Annotated in this window: 22 protein-coding genes; 2 read left to right on the forward strand and 20 right to left on the reverse strand. The window is 60.1% G+C overall.

Annotated elements, in window-relative coordinates; genetic code table 11:
- Positions 1–51 precede the first annotated feature (51 nt).
- Together ACQ4V8_RS10905 and ACQ4V8_RS10910 are read left to right on the forward strand one after the other, a co-directional pair.
- The gene (locus ACQ4V8_RS10905) at positions 52–540 is read left to right on the forward strand and encodes a hypothetical protein (RefSeq protein WP_010402108.1); all 489 of its coding nucleotides are present in this window, start codon (positions 52–54) and stop codon (positions 538–540) included.
- 164 nt (positions 541–704) lie between these two features.
- A complete protein-coding gene (locus ACQ4V8_RS10910; protein ID WP_436571452.1) occupies positions 705–2,567 on the forward strand; it encodes a DUF885 domain-containing protein in 1,863 nt (620 codons plus the stop codon).
- A gap of 159 nt (positions 2,568–2,726) precedes the next feature.
- Here the strand turns inward: ACQ4V8_RS10910 and tatC are convergent, their stop codons facing one another.
- The 20 genes from tatC to ACQ4V8_RS11010 all read right to left on the reverse strand — a co-directional run bounded on the left by tatC (position 2,727) and on the right by ACQ4V8_RS11010 (position 17,249).
- A complete protein-coding gene (tatC, locus tag ACQ4V8_RS10915) occupies positions 2,727–3,482 on the reverse strand; it encodes a twin-arginine translocase subunit TatC (RefSeq protein WP_029496740.1) in 756 nt (251 codons plus the stop codon).
- Positions 3,479–4,012, reverse strand: coding sequence for a Sec-independent protein translocase protein TatB (gene tatB / locus ACQ4V8_RS10920; RefSeq protein WP_010402112.1), 534 nt, complete (start codon positions 4,010–4,012; stop codon positions 3,479–3,481). The genes tatC and tatB overlap by 4 nt, the downstream gene beginning before the upstream one ends.
- Before the next feature lie 48 nt (positions 4,013–4,060).
- The gene (gene tatA, locus ACQ4V8_RS10925) at positions 4,061–4,297 is read right to left on the reverse strand and encodes a Sec-independent protein translocase subunit TatA (RefSeq protein ID WP_010402113.1); all 237 of its coding nucleotides are present in this window, start codon (positions 4,295–4,297) and stop codon (positions 4,061–4,063) included.
- Between the two features lie 80 nt (positions 4,298–4,377).
- Entirely contained in the window at positions 4,378–4,749 is a 372-nt protein-coding gene (locus ACQ4V8_RS10930) for a histidine triad nucleotide-binding protein (protein ID WP_010402115.1), read from the reverse strand.
- Between the two features lie 15 nt (positions 4,750–4,764).
- Positions 4,765–5,136 (reverse strand): phosphoribosyl-ATP diphosphatase, encoded by a 372-nt coding sequence (locus ACQ4V8_RS10935; RefSeq protein ID WP_010402116.1) that lies wholly within the window; start codon positions 5,134–5,136, stop codon positions 4,765–4,767.
- Positions 5,133–5,570 (reverse strand): phosphoribosyl-AMP cyclohydrolase, encoded by a 438-nt coding sequence (hisI, locus tag ACQ4V8_RS10940; RefSeq protein WP_010402117.1) that lies wholly within the window; start codon positions 5,568–5,570, stop codon positions 5,133–5,135. The genes ACQ4V8_RS10935 and hisI overlap by 4 nt, the downstream gene beginning before the upstream one ends.
- A 40-nt stretch (positions 5,571–5,610) precedes the next feature.
- Entirely contained in the window at positions 5,611–6,372 is a 762-nt protein-coding gene (gene hisF / locus ACQ4V8_RS10945; RefSeq protein ID WP_010402119.1) for an imidazole glycerol phosphate synthase subunit HisF, read from the reverse strand.
- A gap of 60 nt (positions 6,373–6,432) precedes the next feature.
- Positions 6,433–7,206, reverse strand: a complete 774-nt coding sequence (hisA, locus tag ACQ4V8_RS10950) for a 1-(5-phosphoribosyl)-5-[(5-phosphoribosylamino)methylideneamino]imidazole-4-carboxamide isomerase (protein ID WP_436571453.1) — start codon at positions 7,204–7,206, stop codon at positions 6,433–6,435.
- A gap of 82 nt (positions 7,207–7,288) precedes the next feature.
- Positions 7,289–7,927, reverse strand: a complete 639-nt coding sequence (gene hisH, locus ACQ4V8_RS10955) for an imidazole glycerol phosphate synthase subunit HisH (protein WP_010402122.1) — start codon at positions 7,925–7,927, stop codon at positions 7,289–7,291.
- A gap of 43 nt (positions 7,928–7,970) precedes the next feature.
- On the reverse strand, positions 7,971–8,561 hold the full coding sequence (gene hisB / locus ACQ4V8_RS10960; RefSeq protein WP_010402123.1) for an imidazoleglycerol-phosphate dehydratase HisB: 591 nt from the start codon (positions 8,559–8,561) through the stop codon (positions 7,971–7,973).
- A gap of 19 nt (positions 8,562–8,580) precedes the next feature.
- Complete coding sequence (hisC, locus tag ACQ4V8_RS10965) at positions 8,581–9,675, reverse strand: histidinol-phosphate transaminase (protein WP_010402125.1); 1,095 nt, start codon at positions 9,673–9,675, stop codon at positions 8,581–8,583.
- A gap of 44 nt (positions 9,676–9,719) precedes the next feature.
- Positions 9,720–10,697: a DNA-methyltransferase gene (locus ACQ4V8_RS10970; protein WP_436571483.1), complete on the reverse strand. Its 978-nt coding sequence runs from the start codon at positions 10,695–10,697 to the stop codon at positions 9,720–9,722.
- Positions 10,698–10,702: 5 nt separating this feature from the next.
- Positions 10,703–12,028, reverse strand: a complete 1,326-nt coding sequence (gene hisD, locus ACQ4V8_RS10975; RefSeq protein WP_010402128.1) for a histidinol dehydrogenase — start codon at positions 12,026–12,028, stop codon at positions 10,703–10,705.
- A 26-nt stretch (positions 12,029–12,054) separates the two neighbouring features.
- Positions 12,055–12,741: an ATP phosphoribosyltransferase gene (hisG, locus tag ACQ4V8_RS10980; protein WP_010402130.1), complete on the reverse strand. Its 687-nt coding sequence runs from the start codon at positions 12,739–12,741 to the stop codon at positions 12,055–12,057.
- Between the two features lie 14 nt (positions 12,742–12,755).
- Entirely contained in the window at positions 12,756–14,006 is a 1,251-nt protein-coding gene (gene murA, locus ACQ4V8_RS10985) for a UDP-N-acetylglucosamine 1-carboxyvinyltransferase (protein WP_010402132.1), read from the reverse strand.
- A 4-nt stretch (positions 14,007–14,010) separates the two neighbouring features.
- Positions 14,011–14,247 (reverse strand): BolA family protein, encoded by a 237-nt coding sequence (locus tag ACQ4V8_RS10990; RefSeq protein WP_010402134.1) that lies wholly within the window; start codon positions 14,245–14,247, stop codon positions 14,011–14,013.
- A gap of 70 nt (positions 14,248–14,317) precedes the next feature.
- Positions 14,318–15,079 carry an ABC transporter permease gene (locus tag ACQ4V8_RS10995; RefSeq protein WP_010402135.1) on the reverse strand — a complete coding sequence of 254 codons (762 nt, stop codon included), beginning with the start codon at positions 15,077–15,079 and terminating at the stop codon, positions 14,318–14,320.
- Positions 15,076–15,993 (reverse strand): ABC transporter ATP-binding protein, encoded by a 918-nt coding sequence (locus ACQ4V8_RS11000; protein WP_436571454.1) that lies wholly within the window; start codon positions 15,991–15,993, stop codon positions 15,076–15,078. The genes ACQ4V8_RS10995 and ACQ4V8_RS11000 overlap by 4 nt, the downstream gene beginning before the upstream one ends.
- A gap of 211 nt (positions 15,994–16,204) precedes the next feature.
- Complete coding sequence (locus ACQ4V8_RS11005) at positions 16,205–16,561, reverse strand: STAS domain-containing protein (RefSeq protein WP_010402137.1); 357 nt, start codon at positions 16,559–16,561, stop codon at positions 16,205–16,207.
- Between the two features lie 52 nt (positions 16,562–16,613).
- Positions 16,614–17,249, reverse strand: a complete 636-nt coding sequence (locus ACQ4V8_RS11010; RefSeq protein ID WP_010402139.1) for an MlaC/ttg2D family ABC transporter substrate-binding protein — start codon at positions 17,247–17,249, stop codon at positions 16,614–16,616.
- Positions 17,250–17,279 lie beyond the last annotated feature (30 nt).

A 17,279-nucleotide genomic window follows, 5' to 3' on the forward strand; every position in this document is an offset into this window, starting at 1 on the left:
GGGAACCGCGTTCCATGCGATGATCGTTTTTCCCCGTTTTTATCCGACTCCATGACCGACTTTATCGCCACCAGCGCCGGCCAGCGCGCCACCTTTTTGTGCGGCAAATCCTGGACCGCCTACGTCAGCACTTTCGTCGTTGCCGTGCTGCTATTCTTTGCCGCCCTGCCACTGGCTTTCAAGTACAACACGCGCGCCGCCTTGGTGGTGCTGATCGGCTCAGCCCTGATCGTCACCTACCGCCTGCTGACCATCCGCAGCTATCAGCTTTACATTGATGAGGCAGGCGTCTGGCTGGCGTCCGGCATCTTGCCGTGGAAAAAGAAACTGATGGGCGTCAAATGGCGCGACATGGACGAAGCCGTCTATGAAACCAATTTCTGGAGCTGGCTGTTCCAGTCCTACACCGTGCGCGTCAGCCAGCGCTACACGCAAGACATCGGCATCCATGCCACCGGCATGGCGCGCGGTAAGGATGCCGTCGCGACCCTGAATGCGCGTCACCAAGAAATGCTGCAAGGCAGCGCCATCGTCGTCTAGGGGGATTGGCAGAAAGGCAAAAAACTGCGCAAGCGCGGCAATTAATGCTAATCTTTGGCCGCCCTGGCAAGCAAAGCCAACCTTTCAATAGTTGTTTGTTACTTATATTATCAGTTTATTATTTTCTGATTAAAACAAACGACAATATATTCAAGAGATAAACTATGCAAATAAAAAATAAAGTTGTGCTCGCCGCATTGATGATGGCCTTTACCCTGACACCGGCCAGCGCCGCCAAGAAGCCGCAGAAAAGCAGCAAGGCCAGCACCAGCAGCAGCAAGAAAAAAACCGGCGTCAAGAAAGCGGCCGTCGTCACGGCAGCCACGGCAGCGACGGTCGCGGCAGTCGCCAGCGAGAACAGCAGCGACCGCTCCATGAATAACCTGAGCGGCCAATTCCTGACGGCGCTGTGGCGCCTCGACCCGGAAAGCGCGATTTCGGTCGGTAAATACGATGGCGCGGCCAACCTGAGCATCCCCGACGCGGCCAGCCGCCAGAAACAACTGGCCTTCATCGAAGAATGGCTGGGCAAGTTCGGCAAGCTCAATGCCAGCAAAATGTCGGACAAGCAACGCACCGACCTGGCCTTGCTGACGAATAAACTGCAATCGGACCGCTGGAATCTGACCACCTTGCGCGAATTCGAATGGAACCCCGCCCTATACAACGTGGCCGGTTCCATCGACTTCATCCTGAACACGGAATACGCGGCGCAGCCGCAGCGCCTGCGCACCTTGCTCAAGCGCATCGCCAGCGTGCCGCAATACTATGCGGCCGCACGCGCCAGCATCGTCAACCCCACGCGCGAACACACGCAGCTGGCCATCGCCCAGAGCGCCGGCGTGCTCAGCGTGCTCGACGACCTGAACAAGACGGCACAGGGCTCCATCCTGACACCGACGGAAAAACAGCTGTACAACGCCCACATCGCCGCAGCCCGCACGGCAGTGCAAGGCTATGCGGCCTGGCTGACGGAGCAAGATGGCGCGCTGGCGCAGAACGGCAACGCGCGCTCCTTCCGCATCGGCAAAGACTTGTACGAACAGAAATTCGCCTACGATATCCAGGCCAGCGTGAGTGCCGAGCAGATGTACCAGAAAGCCCTGGCCGCGCGCGAAAAGCTGCTCGAGCACATGGATAGCCTGTCCGACGAGCTGTGGCTAAAAACCATGGGCGCCACGGCCAAGCCGGCGGACCGCACGGCGAAGATCGGCATGGTCATCGACAAGCTGTCCAGCAAGCATGTGGCAGCCGCCGATTTCGTGCCGGAAATTCGTCGCCAGATCCCACAATTGCAGGAATGGGTCAGCAGCCACAATCTGCTGACGATGGATCCGAAAAAGCCGCTGGTCGTACGTGAAACGCCCGCTTACCAGCGCGGCGTGGCTGGCGCCAGCATCGAGGCGCCCGGCCCGTATCGCCCGCAGGACCGCACCTATTACAACGTGACGCCGCTCGACGGCGAAACGCCGGAACAGGCGGAAAGCAGCTTGCGCGAGTACAACCACTGGATCTTGCAGATCCTCAATATTCACGAAGCCATTCCCGGCCATTACACGCAGCTCGTGTACGCCAACAAGTCGCCCTCGCTGGTCAAGTCCATCTTTGGCAATGGCGCCATGATCGAAGGCTGGGCCGTGTATGGCGAACGCATGATGCTCGAATCGGGCTATGGCGATAACGCGCCGGAAATGTGGCTGATGTACTCGAAGTGGAATTTGCGCAGCGTCACCAACACCATCCTCGACTACAGCGTGCACGTACTGGGCATGACGCAAGCACAGGCACTCGACCTGCTGACGCGCCAGGCCTTCCAGACCAAGCGTGAAGCGACGGAAAAATGGCGTCGCGTACAGTTGAGCTCGGTGCAACTGACCAGCTATTTCAGTGGCTACAGCGAAATCATGGACTTGCGCGAACAGCGCAAGCAGGCACTGGGCAGCAAATTCGTGCTGAAGGATTTCCATGAGCAATTCCTCAGCTACGGCAGCGCGCCCGTGAAAGTCATCAAGGAATTGATGAATTAAGCGCTACGCATCGTCTGCAGGCAAAGGGCGCTGCGGCGCCCTTTTTGCATTGGTTTGTATCACCGCAAACTACCGGCTACCCTGTCTATGAAAAAGCCGCTGCTCCCGGAAGAGATCAGCGGCTTTTGCCTGGGTATCGTGCGCGTGTCAGCTTGCTGTCTAGGACGCTTCTTCGGGCGCCTGGGTAACCTTGACGAAGATGGGCGCCACCAGCAGGCCCAGCTCGAACAATAGGCACATCGGGATGGCCAGCGAAAACTGACTGACCACGTCCGGCGGTGTGACGATGGCGGCAATCACGAAGGCGCCGACGATGACGTAGGGGCGTACTTCCTTGAGTTTCGCGACGCTGACCAGGCCCATGCGCACCAGGATCACCACCACCACCGGCACTTCGAACGTGGCGCCAAAGGCCAGGCACATCGACATGACGAAGTCGAGGTAGTTTTCGATATCGGGCGTGACGGCAATCGAGGATGGCGAAAAGTCACTGATGAAGTGAAACACGCGGCCAAAGACAAAGAAGTAGCAAAAGGCCACGCCGGCCATGAACAGCAGCGACGAAGAAATAACGAGCGGCGCGATCAGGCGCTTTTCATGCGTGTACAGGCCGGGCGCGATAAACGCCCACATCTGGTACAGCACCCAGGGCAAGGCGACGATGAAGGCGATCACCAGGGTCACTTTCATCGGCACCAGGAACGGTGAGATGACGCCGGTGGCGATCATTTTCGAGCCGGCCGGCAGCGAGGCGATCATCGGTTCGGCGATAAAGTCGTAGATCTGCGCGGGACCGGGCCAGTAGAACAGCACGGCGCAGACCACGGCGATGCCGATCGAGGCCTTGACCAGGCGGTTGCGCAGCTCGACCAGATGCGAGATAAAGGTTTCTTCCACCGGGGATTTGCTACTCATGAGTAAAAGGAGGAGGAATTGGCGCGCGGACGGAAACGCGCCACGCGGGCCGCTGCCGACTGCACATGCAGCTTGCCGCCATGGCGCTGCTTGTACCAGCCGGGAATGGCGGAATTGCGCACCAGCTTCTTGCGGCGAAATTCGCGCGCCTTGCGGGCCAGGTCATCGTTGGTGGCGCGCAGCATGGCTTCGTGAGGATCGTGCTGCCCATCGTCCGCGCTGGCATCGCCGCGCCAGGCGTTTTCCACCTCGGCCAGGTTGCCGGAGATCGAGTTTTCCACGCCATGGATGGATTTCTCCACGCTTTGCTTGACTGAATGGGCGGCATCCTGCACTTCCTTCTGCAGGTTTTTCAGCTCTTCCATTTCAATTTCGCGCGAGACTTCGGATTTCACCTGGTTCAGGTAGCGTTGCGCGCGGCCGTACAGGGTACCGGCCATGCGCGCTACTTTCGGCAGCTTTTCAGGGCCGATGACTATCAACGCTACCACGCCGATGATGGCGATTTTAGAGAGACCGATATCGATCATAAGCGCACAAGAGCTGTTACCGGATGAGGCAAGCGCCCCACCACGCTATCAGAACTTGCTTTTCTCTTTCGTCTCGACGTCGATGGTGCTTTTATCGGCCACTTGCGATGGCGCAGCAGGAGGGGTATTGGCAGCCGGGACATCATCTCCACCCTTGACGCCATCCTTGAAGCCTTTGACGGCCTTGCCGATATCACCGCCCATATTGCCCAGTTTCTTGGTGCCGAAGACCAGCATCACAATGACCAGAACGATCAGCCAGTGCCAAATACTCAATGAACCCATCACATTCTCCTTGCGGGACGGTGCCCGAATAGCGTCAACCAATGCCGATAGTATACACGCGAACCCGGCGCACGGCGAAATCAGTGCTGGCCGCGCCAGGGGCGGGGACCACCATACACATGCATGTGCAAGTGATACACCTCTTGCCCGCCATCGGGACCGCTGTTGATCATGGTCTTGAAGCCGCCGGCGGGCGTGCCATCGACGTCATAGCTGACGGCGCAACCGAACTCGGCTGCGAGCTTCGGCGCCAGGCGCAGCAGCTTGCCCAGCATTTCCGTATGGCGATCGTCGCAGTCCGACAGGCTGGCCACATGGTGCTTGGGAATGAGCAGCAAATGCACGGGGGCGGCGGGATTGATGTCTTTGAAGGCGAGCAAGTCTTCGTCTTCATACACGATGGAAGAAGGAATTTGTTTTGCCACAATCTTGCAAAAAATACAGTTATCCATGCACGCTCCAGTAGGTCAGTGTTTGTCGGTGTCGCCGGCGTCGCGCAGCTCATCCTTGCGCGCCGCCTTTTCTTCGAGGCCGGACAAGCCCTCGCGGCGCGCCAGCTCGTCGAGCACCTGCTGCGGCGTCAGGTCGAACTGGGCCAGCATCACCAGCGAGTGAAACCACAGGTCGGCGCATTCGTACAAGACCTTCGATGGGTCGTTGTCGCGGCGCGCATCCTTGGCGGCCATCACCGTTTCCGTCGCTTCTTCGCCAATTTTTTTCAAAATGGCATCATCACCCTTGGCAAACAGGCGCGCGACGTAGGAAGTGGCGGGGTCGCCGCCGTTGGCCAGCTTGCGCGATTCGATCACGGCAGCCAGGCGCTTTAAAGTTTCACTCATTTGTTCTTGGTTTCCGCGTAAATCGTCTCAGGGTCTTTCAGGACGGGGGCGGTGATATGCCATTCGCCGGTTTTTTCGTCGCCTTCAAATTTCTGGAAAAAACACGAATGGCGGCCCGTATGGCAGGCGATGCCGCCAGCTTGCTCGATTTTCAGCAAGACCACGTCTTCATCGCAATCGAGGCGAATTTCCAGCACTTTTTGCGTGTGGCCCGACTCTTCGCCCTTGTGCCAAAGTTTCTTGCGCGAACGGCTCCAGTACACCGCTTCACCGAGCTCCACCGTGCGCGCCAATGCATCGCGGTTCATCCAGGCGAACATCAGCACGTCATTGCTGCCCGCTTCCTGCGCGATCACCGGCACCAGGCCGTGCTCGTCCCATTTGACTTTTTTCAGCCACTTGGCATTGCTTGCTACGATGCTTCCGTTTTGCATGTTCTGTATCCTGCTTCTGTATCTTGCTGACTATTTTTGTTTAGGCCAGGCGCATGGGGATGCCCTGCTGCGCCATGAAACGCTTGGCTTCCTGCACCGTGTGCTGGCCATAGTGAAAGATGCTGGCGGCCAGCACGGCGTCTGCGCGACCCACCTTGATGCCATCGGCCAGGTCTTGCAAGCTGCCCACGCCGCCCGAGGCAATGACAGGGATGTTGACGGCGTCCGACACGCCGCGCGTCAGGCCCAGATCGAAGCCGACCTTGGTGCCATCGCGGTCCATGCTGGTGAGCAAGATTTCGCCAGCACCCAGGCTTTCCATCTTTTTGGCCCATGCGAAGGCGTCCAGGCCCGTCGCAGTGCGTCCGCCATGGGTAAATACTTCCCACTTGCCGGGCGACACCTGCTTGGCATCGATGGCCACGACGATGCATTGCGAACCGTGCTTTTGCGATGCCTCAAACACCAGTTGGGGATTCGTCACGGCCGAGGTGTTGATGCTGACCTTGTCGGCGCCCGCATTGAGCAAGCGACGCACGTCTTCCACCACGCGCACGCCACCGCCCACGGTCAGCGGAATGAACACTTGCGAGGCCACCGCTTCGATGATGTCGAAGATCAGACCGCGGTTGTCGCTGGACGCGGTAATGTCGAGGAAAGTGATTTCATCGGCGCCCTGCTCGTCATAACGGCGGGCAATTTCCACCGGGTCGCCGGCATCGCGCAATTGCGTGAAGTTGACGCCTTTGACAACGCGACCATTGGTCACGTCGAGGCAGGGAATGATACGTTTTGCAAGCATGATGGTATCCAGATTGTTGCCAGGCCCGCGCATGCGGCTGCATGCCAGGGCCGGGCAGGCTTAAACGGCAGCGTCGGTCAGTTCGTCGGCGCGTTCCTGCGCCTGCGCCAGGTCGATCGTGCCTTCATAGATGGAACGGCCGCAGATCACGCCTTCGATGCCTTCGGCCTGGACCGCGCACAGCGCTTCGACGTCGCCGATATTGTGCAAGCCGCCCGAGGCGATGACGGGAATCTTGACCGCTTGCGCCAACTTGACGGTGGCTTCGATATTAATGCCGCCCATCATGCCGTCGCGGCCGATGTCGGTGTAAATAATGGATTCGACGCCATAGGCTTCAAATTTTTTCGCCAGGTCGATGACTTCGTGGCCCGACATCTTGCTCCAGCCGTCCGTTGCCACTTTGCCATCTTTGGCATCGAGACCGACGATGATATGGCCGGGGAAGGCGCTGCAGGCGTCATGCAGGAAGCCGGGGCTTTTCACTGCCGCCGTGCCGATGATGACGTAGCTGATACCGGCGTCGAGATAGCGCTCGATGGTGTCGAGGTCGCGAATGCCGCCACCCAGTTGCACGGGGATTTCCTCGATATCGTTTTCCACGGCGAAGTCCTGCACCGCTTTCAGGATGGCCTTCACGGCGCCTTCGTTCTTCGGCTTGCCGGCAAAGGCGCCATTCAAGTCGACCAGATGCAGCCGGCGCGCGCCTTGCATCAGCCAATGGCGGGCCATTTCGGCCGGGTCTTCGGAAAATACGGTGGCAAGTTCCATATCGCCTTGTTTTAGGCGTACGCAGTGACCGTCTTTCAGGTCGATGGCGGGAATAAGCAGCATGGTCAGTGTGGTGTCAGAGTGAGTGAGAAGCGAAGCCGGAAAGGCCACGAAGATACATCAAAAAATACATCAATACGCGACGTCAGGGTTGCCAGTGAACGAAGTTCTTGTACAACTGCAAACCAGCGGCAGCGCTTTTTTCAGGGTGGAACTGTGTCGCGAAAATATTATCACGCGCGACGGCGCAGGCGAACGGCGCGCCGTAGACAGTCTCGCCCACCGTGTGCGCCGCCTCTTGTGGCTGAGCAAAATAGCTGTGCACAAAGTAAAAATAGGCATTGTCGGCAATGCCATCCCACATCGCATGCGACGCCGTTTGCCGCACCTGGTTCCAACCCATTTGCGGCACCTTGAAGCGCGAGCCGTCCTGCTGCACCTGGCCGTCGAGCTGGAAACGCACGACTTTGCCGGGCAACAAGCCCAGACCGGCGGCGTCGCCCTCTTCGCTGGCCTCGAACAACATTTGCTCGCCTATGCACACGCCCAGCACGGGCTTGCTATCGGCGGCGCGCAGCAGCGCTTCGAGCACGCCTGATTCGCGCAGGCTGCGCATGCAGTCGGGCATGGCGCCCTGGCCCGGCAAAACGATGCGGTCGGCGCTATCGATGTCGGCCGGCACGCCGGAAATGCACACATCGGCATCCGGCGCCACGGCACGCAGGGCCTGCGCCACCGAGCGCAGGTTGCCCATGCCGTAATCCACCACCACAATTTTATTCATGTGTTTATTTAATCTCAGAATTGACAGTGTAATCGACCAGCGCTTACAGGCTGCCCTTGGTCGATGGAATGATGCCAGCGGCGCGCTCGTCGAGCTCGGCAGCCATGCGCAGCGCACGACCAAAGGCCTTGAACACGGTTTCGCACTGATGGTGGGCATTCGTGCCGCGCAAGTTATCGATATGCAATGTCACGCCCGCATGATTGACGAAGCCGCGGAAGAATTCCAGCGTCAGGTCGACGTCGAAGCCGGCGATCATGGCGCGCGTAAACGGGATGTGATATTCGATGCCAGGACGGCCCGAAAAATCGAGCACCACGCGCGACAGCGCCTCGTCCAGCGGCACATACGCGTGGCCATAGCGGCGGATACCCTTCTTGTCGCCGATGGCCTTGGCCACGGCCATGCCCAGGGTAATGCCCACGTCTTCCACCGTGTGGTGGTTGTCGATATGCACGTCGCCGGTCGCTTCGATATCGAGGTCGATCAAGCCATGGCGGGCGATCTGGTCCAGCATGTGGTCGAGGAAGGGCACGCCCGTATTGAGCTTTTGCTGGCCGGTGCCATCGAGGTTGAGGGCGACGCGAACTTGCGTCTCATTGGTATTGCGCGTGATTTCTGCGGTGCGGTTCATGGGAGGCTCTGGCGATAGGCTAAACGAGGGATGCCTTGAAGGCATCGTAAAAAAGGGAATTCTCTTCCGGGGTGCTAACGCTGATACGCAGACAATTGAGCAGCGCAGCATGCATTTTACTCATATTTTTAATTAAGACTCTGCGGGCAAGCAGTTTTGCGCAAACATCGTCGGAATCGGCCACACGAATCAAAAGAAAATTTGCCTTCGAGGGGAAGACCGTCACGCCGGGCAATTCCGCCAGGCGCAGCGCCAGTGCATCGCGCGCGCTGTTGAGCAGGTCCGCCTGGGCATTGAGCACCTCGATGTGCTCGAGCGCGAATTCGGCCGCTGCCTGCGTCAGCACATTGACATTGTACGGCGGACGCACTTTTTCAAACTGCGCCAGCAGGGCTGGCGCGGCCGACATATAGCCGAGGCGAATCCCGGCCAGGCCCAGTTTCGACACGGTGCGCATCACCACCAGATTCTCGAACTCGGGCAGGCGGCCCATGAAACTGTGCTGCGCGAACGGCTCATACGCTTCGTCGACGACGGCGATGCCCGTGTCGCCCAGGGCGGCCAGGATGCGTTCGATATCGACGCTGGCAAACAGATTGCCGGTCGGGTTATTCGGATACGCGAGGAAGACCAGCGACGGGCGGTGCTCTTCAATGGCCGCCAGCATGGCCTCCATGTCCAGGCTGAAATCGGCCTGCAGGGGCACGCCGACGAAATCCATGCCGGCAAACTGCGCCGAGCGCGCATACATGACGAAGGCCGGCACGGGTGCCAGCATCACGGCGCGCTGGCCCGCTTCCTGCCGGGCGCAAGCCATGGCCAGGATGGAAATCAGTTCATCGGAACCGTTACCCAGCATGACGTCGTAAGCGGCTGGCACGCCCAGCTTGGCGCAGATGGCCGCCTGCAGGCTGGCGTAGGACGGCGGATAGCGGTTCAGTGCCACGGCGGTCAGGCGCGCGCCCAGTTCCTCGCGCAAGTGCTGCGGCAGCAAATACGGGTTTTCCATCGCATCGAGCTTGATGTAGCCACTGGCATCTACTACCTGATAGCTTTTGACGGCCCGCACATCGGAGCGCACGGTGTTGCTGATTAACTGATCGAGGAAAGACATGCTGCAAACACTCCTGATGGAATTAAATGGAGACTCAATGGTGACTAAATGAGGACGTCTTCCGGCGCGTCGACGCTGAGCGCCTGGCGGGCCGGTGCTTTTTTTACTGCCGGCGTTTTTTTCGCCTTTGCTGGCGGCTTGTCCGCCAACGGCTTCTTCACGGCCGCCTTGGCCGCCTTGGCCGCCTTGGGTACAGCGGCGCGGCGTTTGGCCTGCGCCTTTTTCTCTGGCTGCGGCGCGGCCGGTTCGGCCAGCTCCTGCGCCAGTGCCGCCAAGCGCTGTTCGATGATGGCGCAATAAGCGGGATTCAATTCAAAACCGACGAAATCGCGCCCGCAGCGCTTCGCCGCCAGCGCCGTGGTGCCGCTGCCCATGAACAAGTCGAGCACCACGCCGCCGGGAGGGCACGAAGCCTTGAGCATGCGCTCGATAATTTCCAGCGGCTTTTGCGTCGGATGGTCGGCGCGTTCCGGGTGTTCCTTGTGCAGGCGCGAGACGCTCCACAAGTCTTTCGGGTTGTAGCCCACCTCGAGCCATTTCGCACCGATGAAGATAGAGCGCGAACGCGCTTTCTTGGTAGCGGCGTCGTAGGCGATGCGCACGGCGTCAAGGTCGAAGTAATAATCCTTGCGCTTGACGAAGAAACCGATGGTGTCGTGCACCGATGAAAAGCTGCGCACGCTGCCGCCCATGGACGGTACGCGGCGATCCCAGATGATTTCATTCATCATCGCCATCCGTTGTTTCAGCATGACAAAAATCTCTGGCGAATAACGCCAGGTGAGAAAGATGTACAGGCTGCCGTTGGCTTTCAGCTTGGGCAGCGCCGCATCGATCCACGCCTCCGTCCAGCGCAGGTAGTCGGCCACCGACTGCTGGTCCGAAGCGTTGCCATAATCCTTGCCCAGGTTGTATGGCGGATCCGTCAGGATCAGGTCTACGCAAGCATCGGGAATACGCGCCAGCCCCGCCAGCGCGTCTTCGCAATAGACCCGGTTGACCCAGTCCGGCCGCTCCACCATCTGCGTCATGGCTGCGGCGTCAAACGCAGTTCAGCGCTGCGCGCGTGGGCTTGCAAGCCTTCGCCATACGCCAGAGTGGCGGCGACACGGCCCAGGGTTTGCGCGCCCGCTTCGCTGACGTAAATGATGGACGAACGCTTCTGGAAGTCATACACCCCCAACGGCGACGAAAAACGCGCGGTGCGCGAGGTCGGCAGCACGTGATTGGGACCGCAGCAATAATCGCCCAGCGATTCGGACGAAAAGCGCCCCAGGAACATGGCACCCGCATGGCGGATCTGCTCGGCCCACTGCTGCGGGTTTTCCGCCGAGATTTCCAGGTGTTCGGCCGCGATGGCATTGGCGATTTCACACGCTTCTTCCATGCTGCGCACCTTGATCAGCGCGCCCCTGTCCTGCAGCGAAGTGCTGATGGTGGCCTGGCGCGGCATCGTCGGCAGCAGCTTGGCGATGCTCGCTTCGACCTTGGCGATATAGTCGGCATCGGGGCACAGCAGGATCGCCTGCGCCAGTTCGTCGTGTTCGGCCTGCGAAAACAGGTCCATGGCGACCCAGTCCGGGTCCGTCGTGCCGTCGCACAGCACCAGGATTTCGGACGGTCCGGCGATCATGTCGATGCCGACGATGCCGAACACGCGGCGCTTGGCGGCGGCCACATAGGCGTTGCCCGGGCCGACGATCTTGTCGACGGCGGCAATCGTCTGCGTGCCGTAGGCCAGCGCGCCGACCGCTTGCGCGCCGCCGATGGTAATCACGCGCGTCACGCCGGCGATTGCAGCGGCGGCCAGCACCATCTGGTTTTTCACGCCATCAGGCGTTGGCACCACCATGATGATTTCGCCCACGCCCGCCACATGGGCGGGAATGGCGTTCATCAGCACGGACGACGGATACGCTGCCTTGCCGCCCGGGACGTAGATACCGACCCGGTCCAGCGGCGTGATCTTCTGGCCCAGCAGCGTGCCATCGGGCTCGGTGTAGGTAAAACCGCGCAATTGCTCGCGCTGGTGTTCGTGGAAGACGCGGATGCGCTGCGCGGCGATCTGCAGCGCTTCACGCTGCGCCGACGGCAAGCCATTCAGGGCCGCCTGCAATTCGGCTTGCGAAATATCAAACGCCGCCATTTCCGCCGCGCCGCCATGCGGGATACGGTCGAAACGGTTGGTGTATTCGAGTACGGCGGCGTCGCCGCGCGTTTTCACATCGGCCAGGATTTTTGCGACCGACGTTTCAATCGCGGCGTCGGTGCCTGCCTCGAACGCCAGCAGTGTATCGAGCGATTGTTGGAAACCATCCTGGCTTGAATCGAGCTTGCGTATCTGTATGGACATAATCGGCTTTCTGCTACTGAGATTGTCTAGGCTTGCGAAGCGGTTTGCGAGGCGCGTTCAAACGCCTCGATGATAGGCTGCAAACGCTCGCGCTTGAGCTTGAGCGCCGCCTGGTTGACCACCAGGCGCGACGAAATTTCCATGATGTGCTCGACCTCGACGAGGTTGTTCGCACGCAAAGTACTGCCCGTGCTGACCAGGTCGACGATGGCGTCGGACAGGCCCACCAAAGGCGCCAGCTCCATCGAACCATACAGCTTGATCAGGTCGACGTGTACGCCCTTGGCGGCGAAATGCTCGCGCGCCGTGTGCACGAACTTGGTGGCCACGCGCAGGCGCGCACCCTGCTGCACCGCCTTTTCGTAGTCAAAGCCAGCCTGCACCGCCACCGACATGCGGCAGGAAGCGATATTCAGGTCGATCGGCTGGTACAGGCCTTCGCCACCGTGTTCGAGCAAGACATCCTTGCCCGCCACGCCGAAATCGGCCGCGCCGTACTGTACATAGGTCGGCACATCGCTGGCGCGCACGATGATGACGCGCACGTTCGGATCATTGGTGGCCAAAATCAGCTTGCGCGAGGTCTCTGGGTTTTCCAGCACCTTGATGCCGGCCGCTTCCAGCAGCGGCATGGTGTCCTCAAAAATACGGCCTTTTGAGAGCGCCAGGATCAGCTGGGAGCTGTCACCGTTATTCGATCCGTTCATGCTCATTGCTTTTCCTATTTTTATTTGATGCGCACGATGTTGGCGCCGACTGCAGACAATTTGACTTCCATGCGATCGTAGCCACGGTCCAGGTGATAGATGCGGTCGATCAGGGTTTCGCCGTCGGCCGCCAAGGCGGCGATCACCAGCGACGCCGAGGCGCGCAGGTCGGTCGCCATCACGGGCGCGCCGCGCAACTGCTTGACGCCGGCGATGATGGCCGTATTGCCCTCGATGGTGATGTCAGCGCCCAGGCGGTTCATTTCCTGCACGTGCATGTAGCGGTTCTCGAAAATCGTCTCGGTGACGCGGCTGGCGCCGTTGGCGAGCGTGTTGACAGCCATGAACTGCGCCTGCATGTCGGTCGGGAAGCCCGGATATTCCGTGGTGCGGAAGCTGACGGGGTTCGGACGGGCCGACATCTCGGCGCGGATCCAGTCGGCGCCGAAGGTCATCGTCAGGCCCATGGCGCGCAGCTTGTCGAGCGCCGCGTCGAGGATGTCGGTGCGCACATTGCGCAGCGTGATATCGCCGCCGGTGGCCGCCACGGCGCACAGGAAAGTGCCCGTCTCGATACGGTCGGCAATGACCGCGTGCGACGCGCCGTGCAAAGCGTCGACGCCCTGGATCACCAGGCGGCTGGTGCCGATGCCGTCGATCTTCGCGCCCATCGCCACCAGCAGGTGCGCCAGGTCGGTCACTTCCGGTTCGCAGGCAGCGTTTTCCAGGATGGTCTCGCCTTCGGCCAGGGTCGCGGCCATCAGCAGGTTTTCGGTGCCGGTGACGGTGATCATGTCGGTGACGATGCGCGCGCCTTTCAGCTTGGCGCACTTGGCGTAGATATAACCTGCTTCGATACGGATCTCGGCGCCCAGCGCTTCGAGTCCCTTGATGTGCTGGTCGACCGGGCGCGAGCCGATGGCGCAGCCGCCCGGCAAGGAGACCTTGGCTTCGCCAAAGCGCGCCAGCATGGGGCCCAGCACCAGGATCGAGGCGCGCATGGTCTTGACCAGTTCATACGGCGCTTCCAAGGTGTCGATGGCGCTGCCGTTGAGAACGACGCGGTCGCCATCCTGCTGCACCTTCAGGCCCGTCTGGCCCAGCAGTTTCAACATGGTGGCGACATCGTGCAGGTGCGGCACGTTCGTCAGGTCCAGGTCGCCTGCGGTCAGCAAGCCGGCGCACAGGATCGGCAAGGCGGCGTTCTTCGCGCCGGAGATGGCGATGTCGCCGTTCAGGCGGTTGCCGCCGTTGATGAGGAGTTTGTCCATGTACTTATCCTTGGAATTCTTCAGGTGTCAGGGTTTTCATCGACAGCGCGTGGATTTCCTCGCGCATGCGGTCGCCCAGCGCCGCATAGACGATCTGGTGACGGGCGATCAAACGCTTGCCAGCAAACGCCGGCGAAACGATCACTGCCTGGAAGTGCTGGCCGTCGCCCTCCACTTCGAGGTGCGTGCATTCGAGGCCGGCCGACAGGTAGCCGTGGATCAGTTCTGGAGTGGTGGTCACGATAAGTCCTTGATATTGAATAATGTAGTGATGTGATGTGCCGCAATCAATGGCGCAATGAGTGTCGTCACTAGTGACGCAAACGATAGCCGCTTTTCAGTAGGCGGATCGATGCCAGCGCCAGTATCACGAGGAAGCCGGCGACGATGAAAAGACTGAGCCAGGGGCTGACGTCGGACACGCCGAAGAAGCCATAGCGGAAGCCGTCGATCATGTAAAAGAAGGGGTTCAGATGCGATACCGACTGCCAGAACGGCGGCAGCGAGTGGATCGAATAGAACACGCCCGATAAAAAGGTGGCCGGCATGATCAGGAAATTCTGGAAAGCGGCCAGCTGGTCGAATTTTTCGGCCCAGATGCCGGCGATCAGGCCCATGGTGCCCAGCATGGCGGCGCCCAGGAGCGCAAAGATGACGATCCATAGCGGCGCGACAAACGACAAGTCGGCGAACCAGCAGGTAATGACAAACACGCCAAAGCCCACGGCCAGGCCGCGCGCGACGGAAGCGAGTACATACGCCGAGAAGATTTCCCAGTGCGACAGGGGCGTCAACAGCACGAACACCAGATTGCCCGTGATCTTGGATTGGATCAGCGAGGACGAGGAATTGGCGAATGCGTTTTGCAGCACGCTCATCATCACCAGCCCGGGGATCAAAAAGGCCGTGTAGCTGACGCCAGGGCTGGGCTCCACGCGGCCGTCGAGCACATGGCCGAACACCAGCAAGTACAGCATCGAGGTAAGTACGGGCGCAGCCACGGTTTGCGTCGCCACTTTCCAGAAGCGCAGCGTCTCTTTGTAGACGAGGGTGCGAAATCCTGTCGAAATCATACGGTACCTTTATCCATGATCTGCAAGAAGATATCTTCCAGGTCGGCTTGTTGCAATTGCATTTCGTCGATCTCGACGCCGGCTTCGCGCAAGTGGGCGAGGATTTTCTCGACTTCGCTGTATTCGTTGATGCGCAGGCTGAACTTGTTCGGCGCCTGCTGTTCTTGCGGGTGCAGCAGCAGGTGCTGCAGGTCGGCCGGCAGGCCGCCATGTTTGAGGTGCAGCTGCAACTGCGAACCGGCGATGCGCCGGATCAGGGCCGACATGGTGTCGAGCGCCACCACCTTGCCCGCCTTGAGCATGGCCACGCGCTGGCACATCGCTTGCGCTTCTTCCAGGTAATGGGTGGTCAGCACGACCGTGTGGCCGCCTTCGCGGTTCAGGCGCGAGATGAACTTCCACAGGGTCTGGCGCAGTTCCACGTCGACACCTGCGGTCGGCTCATCGAGCACGATCACGGGCGGCTTGTGCACCAGCGCCTGAGCGACGAGCACGCGGCGCTTCATGCCGCCGGACAGGGCGCGCATATTCGTGTCGGCCTTGCCGGTCAGGTCGAGGTTTTCCATGACCTCGTCGATCCACTTGTCGTTGTTCGGCAAGCCGAAATAGCCGGACTGCAGGCGCAAGGTTTCGCGCACGGTGAAAAACGGGTCGAATACCAACTCCTGCGGCACCACGCCCAAGCTGCGGCGCGCATTGCGAAAGTCGCTGACCACATCGTGGCCGTGGATCTTCACGCTGCCCGCATCGGGGCGTATCAGGCCGGCGATGATGGAGATGAGGGTGGTCTTGCCGGCGCCATTCGGACCGAGCAAGCCGAAAAATTCGCCTTCCTCGATGGCCAGTGACACGCCGCCCAGCGCCTTGAGCGATTTATAGCTCTTTTCTACATTCGTGATTTGAATTGCGGTCATGTGCTTGTTTCAAGTGTAATGCGTCGGGTGTGATGCGCCAGTTGCCGGAGAGATCGAGGCCGGCAGGCCAGTGCAGGGCGTCCCCTTCATACGAGGGTGACGCAACAGTCAATTATAGTTGGAAAATTCGTGAAACACTTGGAGATCAATCCGGCGGCGCTACTGTCCTGCCGGCTTGAAAGCTACTGCTGATGCGGGGAGTGGGACAGGATCAATGATGATGCAGGTCGGACGGGCTGCGTTCGGCGCTGCCGCCGGCGCTGCCGCAATCGTCGGCGCTGTCGGCACTCAACGTGCTCGACACGAGCGAGCACACGCCATACAGCTTGGTGAGGTTTTTCAAGTTATTCGGCAGGTTTTTCAGTTCCAGCACGCCGCCGGCATCCTGCGCGGCGCGCTGCCACGTCAGCATGACGGAAACGGCGGCCGAGTCGACAGCCTTGACGTTGCGCAAGTCAAACTTGGTCTGACCCGAGCGGATGGCGTCCAGGCCCTGCTCCAATGCCGAGGTGGCATTGTGCACGGTCAGGGAAGTCAGGGACTGCAAGGTGTCGAGAGAATCGGGCATGGCGTCGGGCTGTGCTGGTCTGGATCTGGTTCAGGAACTATATGATAGCCGATTATTTGGCTTTGACAGCGGGACGGCTGGCCAGGGCCTTGTTTTTTGCCTGCAAGGTCTTGATCAGGCCATCGACGCCGCCCTTGCTGATCTCGCTGGCGAAGCTGCTTTTATACGTTTCCACCAGCCACGCGCCCAGCACGTTGATGTCATAGATCTTCCAGCCGGACGGGGTTTTCGCCACGCGGTAGTTCAAAGGCACGGGTTCGCCGCGCGCCACGTTGACCTGCGAGCGCACTTCCACTTCCACATCGGCCGGGTCGGCGCGCATCGGCTTGAATTCCACGGTTTCGTTCTTGATCTGCGACAGGGCGCCCGAATACGTGTAGATCAGCAAGGTGCGAAATTCTGCGGACAGCTGCTTTTGCTGGTCCGGCGTAGCGTCGCGCCAGAAGCGGCCGGCAGCCAGCGCCGTCATGCGCTGAAAGTCCACGTACGGCAAGATCTTGCTTTCCACCAATTCGGTGACGCGCTTGATATCGCCAGCCTGAATCGCCTTGTCGTTCTTGGCGGTATCGATCACGTCCTGGCTGATGCGTTTGACCAATACGTCCGGCGCTTCTGCCGCAGGGGCAGCCTGGACGGCGGTGGCGAAGGCGATGGCCGCCATCGCCAGCAGTTGTTTCATCAATTTCATGGTTCTACCTTTCATGGTGTTGCTATACAC

The organism is Janthinobacterium paucivorans (assembly GCF_051380805.1).
Taxonomy (GTDB): Bacteria; Pseudomonadota; Gammaproteobacteria; order Burkholderiales; family Burkholderiaceae_D; genus Janthinobacterium; species Janthinobacterium lividum_D.

Excerpts from the sequence above, each read along its gene's own strand:
- hisG (WP_010402130.1), bottom strand. The coding sequence starts at position 12,741 with ATGAGCATGAACGGATCGAATAACGGTGACAGCTCCCAGCTGATCCTG.
- hisH (WP_010402122.1), bottom strand. The coding sequence starts at position 7,927 with ATGAATAAAATTGTGGTGGTGGATTACGGCATGGGCAACCTGCGCTCG.
- tatA (WP_010402113.1), bottom strand. The coding sequence starts at position 4,297 with ATGGGTTCATTGAGTATTTGGCACTGGCTGATCGTTCTGGTCATTGTG.
- ACQ4V8_RS11010 (WP_010402139.1), bottom strand. The coding sequence starts at position 17,249 with ATGAAATTGATGAAACAACTGCTGGCGATGGCGGCCATCGCCTTCGCC.
- ACQ4V8_RS10910 (WP_436571452.1), top strand. The coding sequence starts at position 705 with ATGCAAATAAAAAATAAAGTTGTGCTCGCCGCATTGATGATGGCCTTT.
- hisF (WP_010402119.1), bottom strand. The coding sequence starts at position 6,372 with ATGCTTGCAAAACGTATCATTCCCTGCCTCGACGTGACCAATGGTCGC.
- ACQ4V8_RS11000 (WP_436571454.1), bottom strand. The coding sequence starts at position 15,993 with ATGACCGCAATTCAAATCACGAATGTAGAAAAGAGCTATAAATCGCTC.
- ACQ4V8_RS10995 (WP_010402135.1), bottom strand. The coding sequence starts at position 15,079 with ATGATTTCGACAGGATTTCGCACCCTCGTCTACAAAGAGACGCTGCGC.
- tatC (WP_029496740.1), bottom strand. The coding sequence starts at position 3,482 with ATGAGTAGCAAATCCCCGGTGGAAGAAACCTTTATCTCGCATCTGGTC.
- ACQ4V8_RS10905 (WP_010402108.1), top strand. The coding sequence starts at position 52 with ATGACCGACTTTATCGCCACCAGCGCCGGCCAGCGCGCCACCTTTTTG.
- ACQ4V8_RS11005 (WP_010402137.1), bottom strand. The coding sequence starts at position 16,561 with ATGCCCGATTCTCTCGACACCTTGCAGTCCCTGACTTCCCTGACCGTG.
- hisI (WP_010402117.1), bottom strand. The coding sequence starts at position 5,570 with ATGCAAAACGGAAGCATCGTAGCAAGCAATGCCAAGTGGCTGAAAAAA.
- murA (WP_010402132.1), bottom strand. The coding sequence starts at position 14,006 with ATGGACAAACTCCTCATCAACGGCGGCAACCGCCTGAACGGCGACATC.
- tatB (WP_010402112.1), bottom strand. The coding sequence starts at position 4,012 with ATGATCGATATCGGTCTCTCTAAAATCGCCATCATCGGCGTGGTAGCG.
- ACQ4V8_RS10930 (WP_010402115.1), bottom strand. The coding sequence starts at position 4,749 with ATGGATAACTGTATTTTTTGCAAGATTGTGGCAAAACAAATTCCTTCT.
- hisA (WP_436571453.1), bottom strand. The coding sequence starts at position 7,206 with ATGCTGCTTATTCCCGCCATCGACCTGAAAGACGGTCACTGCGTACGC.
- ACQ4V8_RS10970 (WP_436571483.1), bottom strand. The coding sequence starts at position 10,697 with ATGGTGGAGCGGCCGGACTGGGTCAACCGGGTCTATTGCGAAGACGCG.
- hisC (WP_010402125.1), bottom strand. The coding sequence starts at position 9,675 with ATGTCTTTCCTCGATCAGTTAATCAGCAACACCGTGCGCTCCGATGTG.
- ACQ4V8_RS10935 (WP_010402116.1), bottom strand. The coding sequence starts at position 5,136 with ATGAGTGAAACTTTAAAGCGCCTGGCTGCCGTGATCGAATCGCGCAAG.
- hisB (WP_010402123.1), bottom strand. The coding sequence starts at position 8,561 with ATGAACCGCACCGCAGAAATCACGCGCAATACCAATGAGACGCAAGTT.
- hisD (WP_010402128.1), bottom strand. The coding sequence starts at position 12,028 with ATGTCCATACAGATACGCAAGCTCGATTCAAGCCAGGATGGTTTCCAA.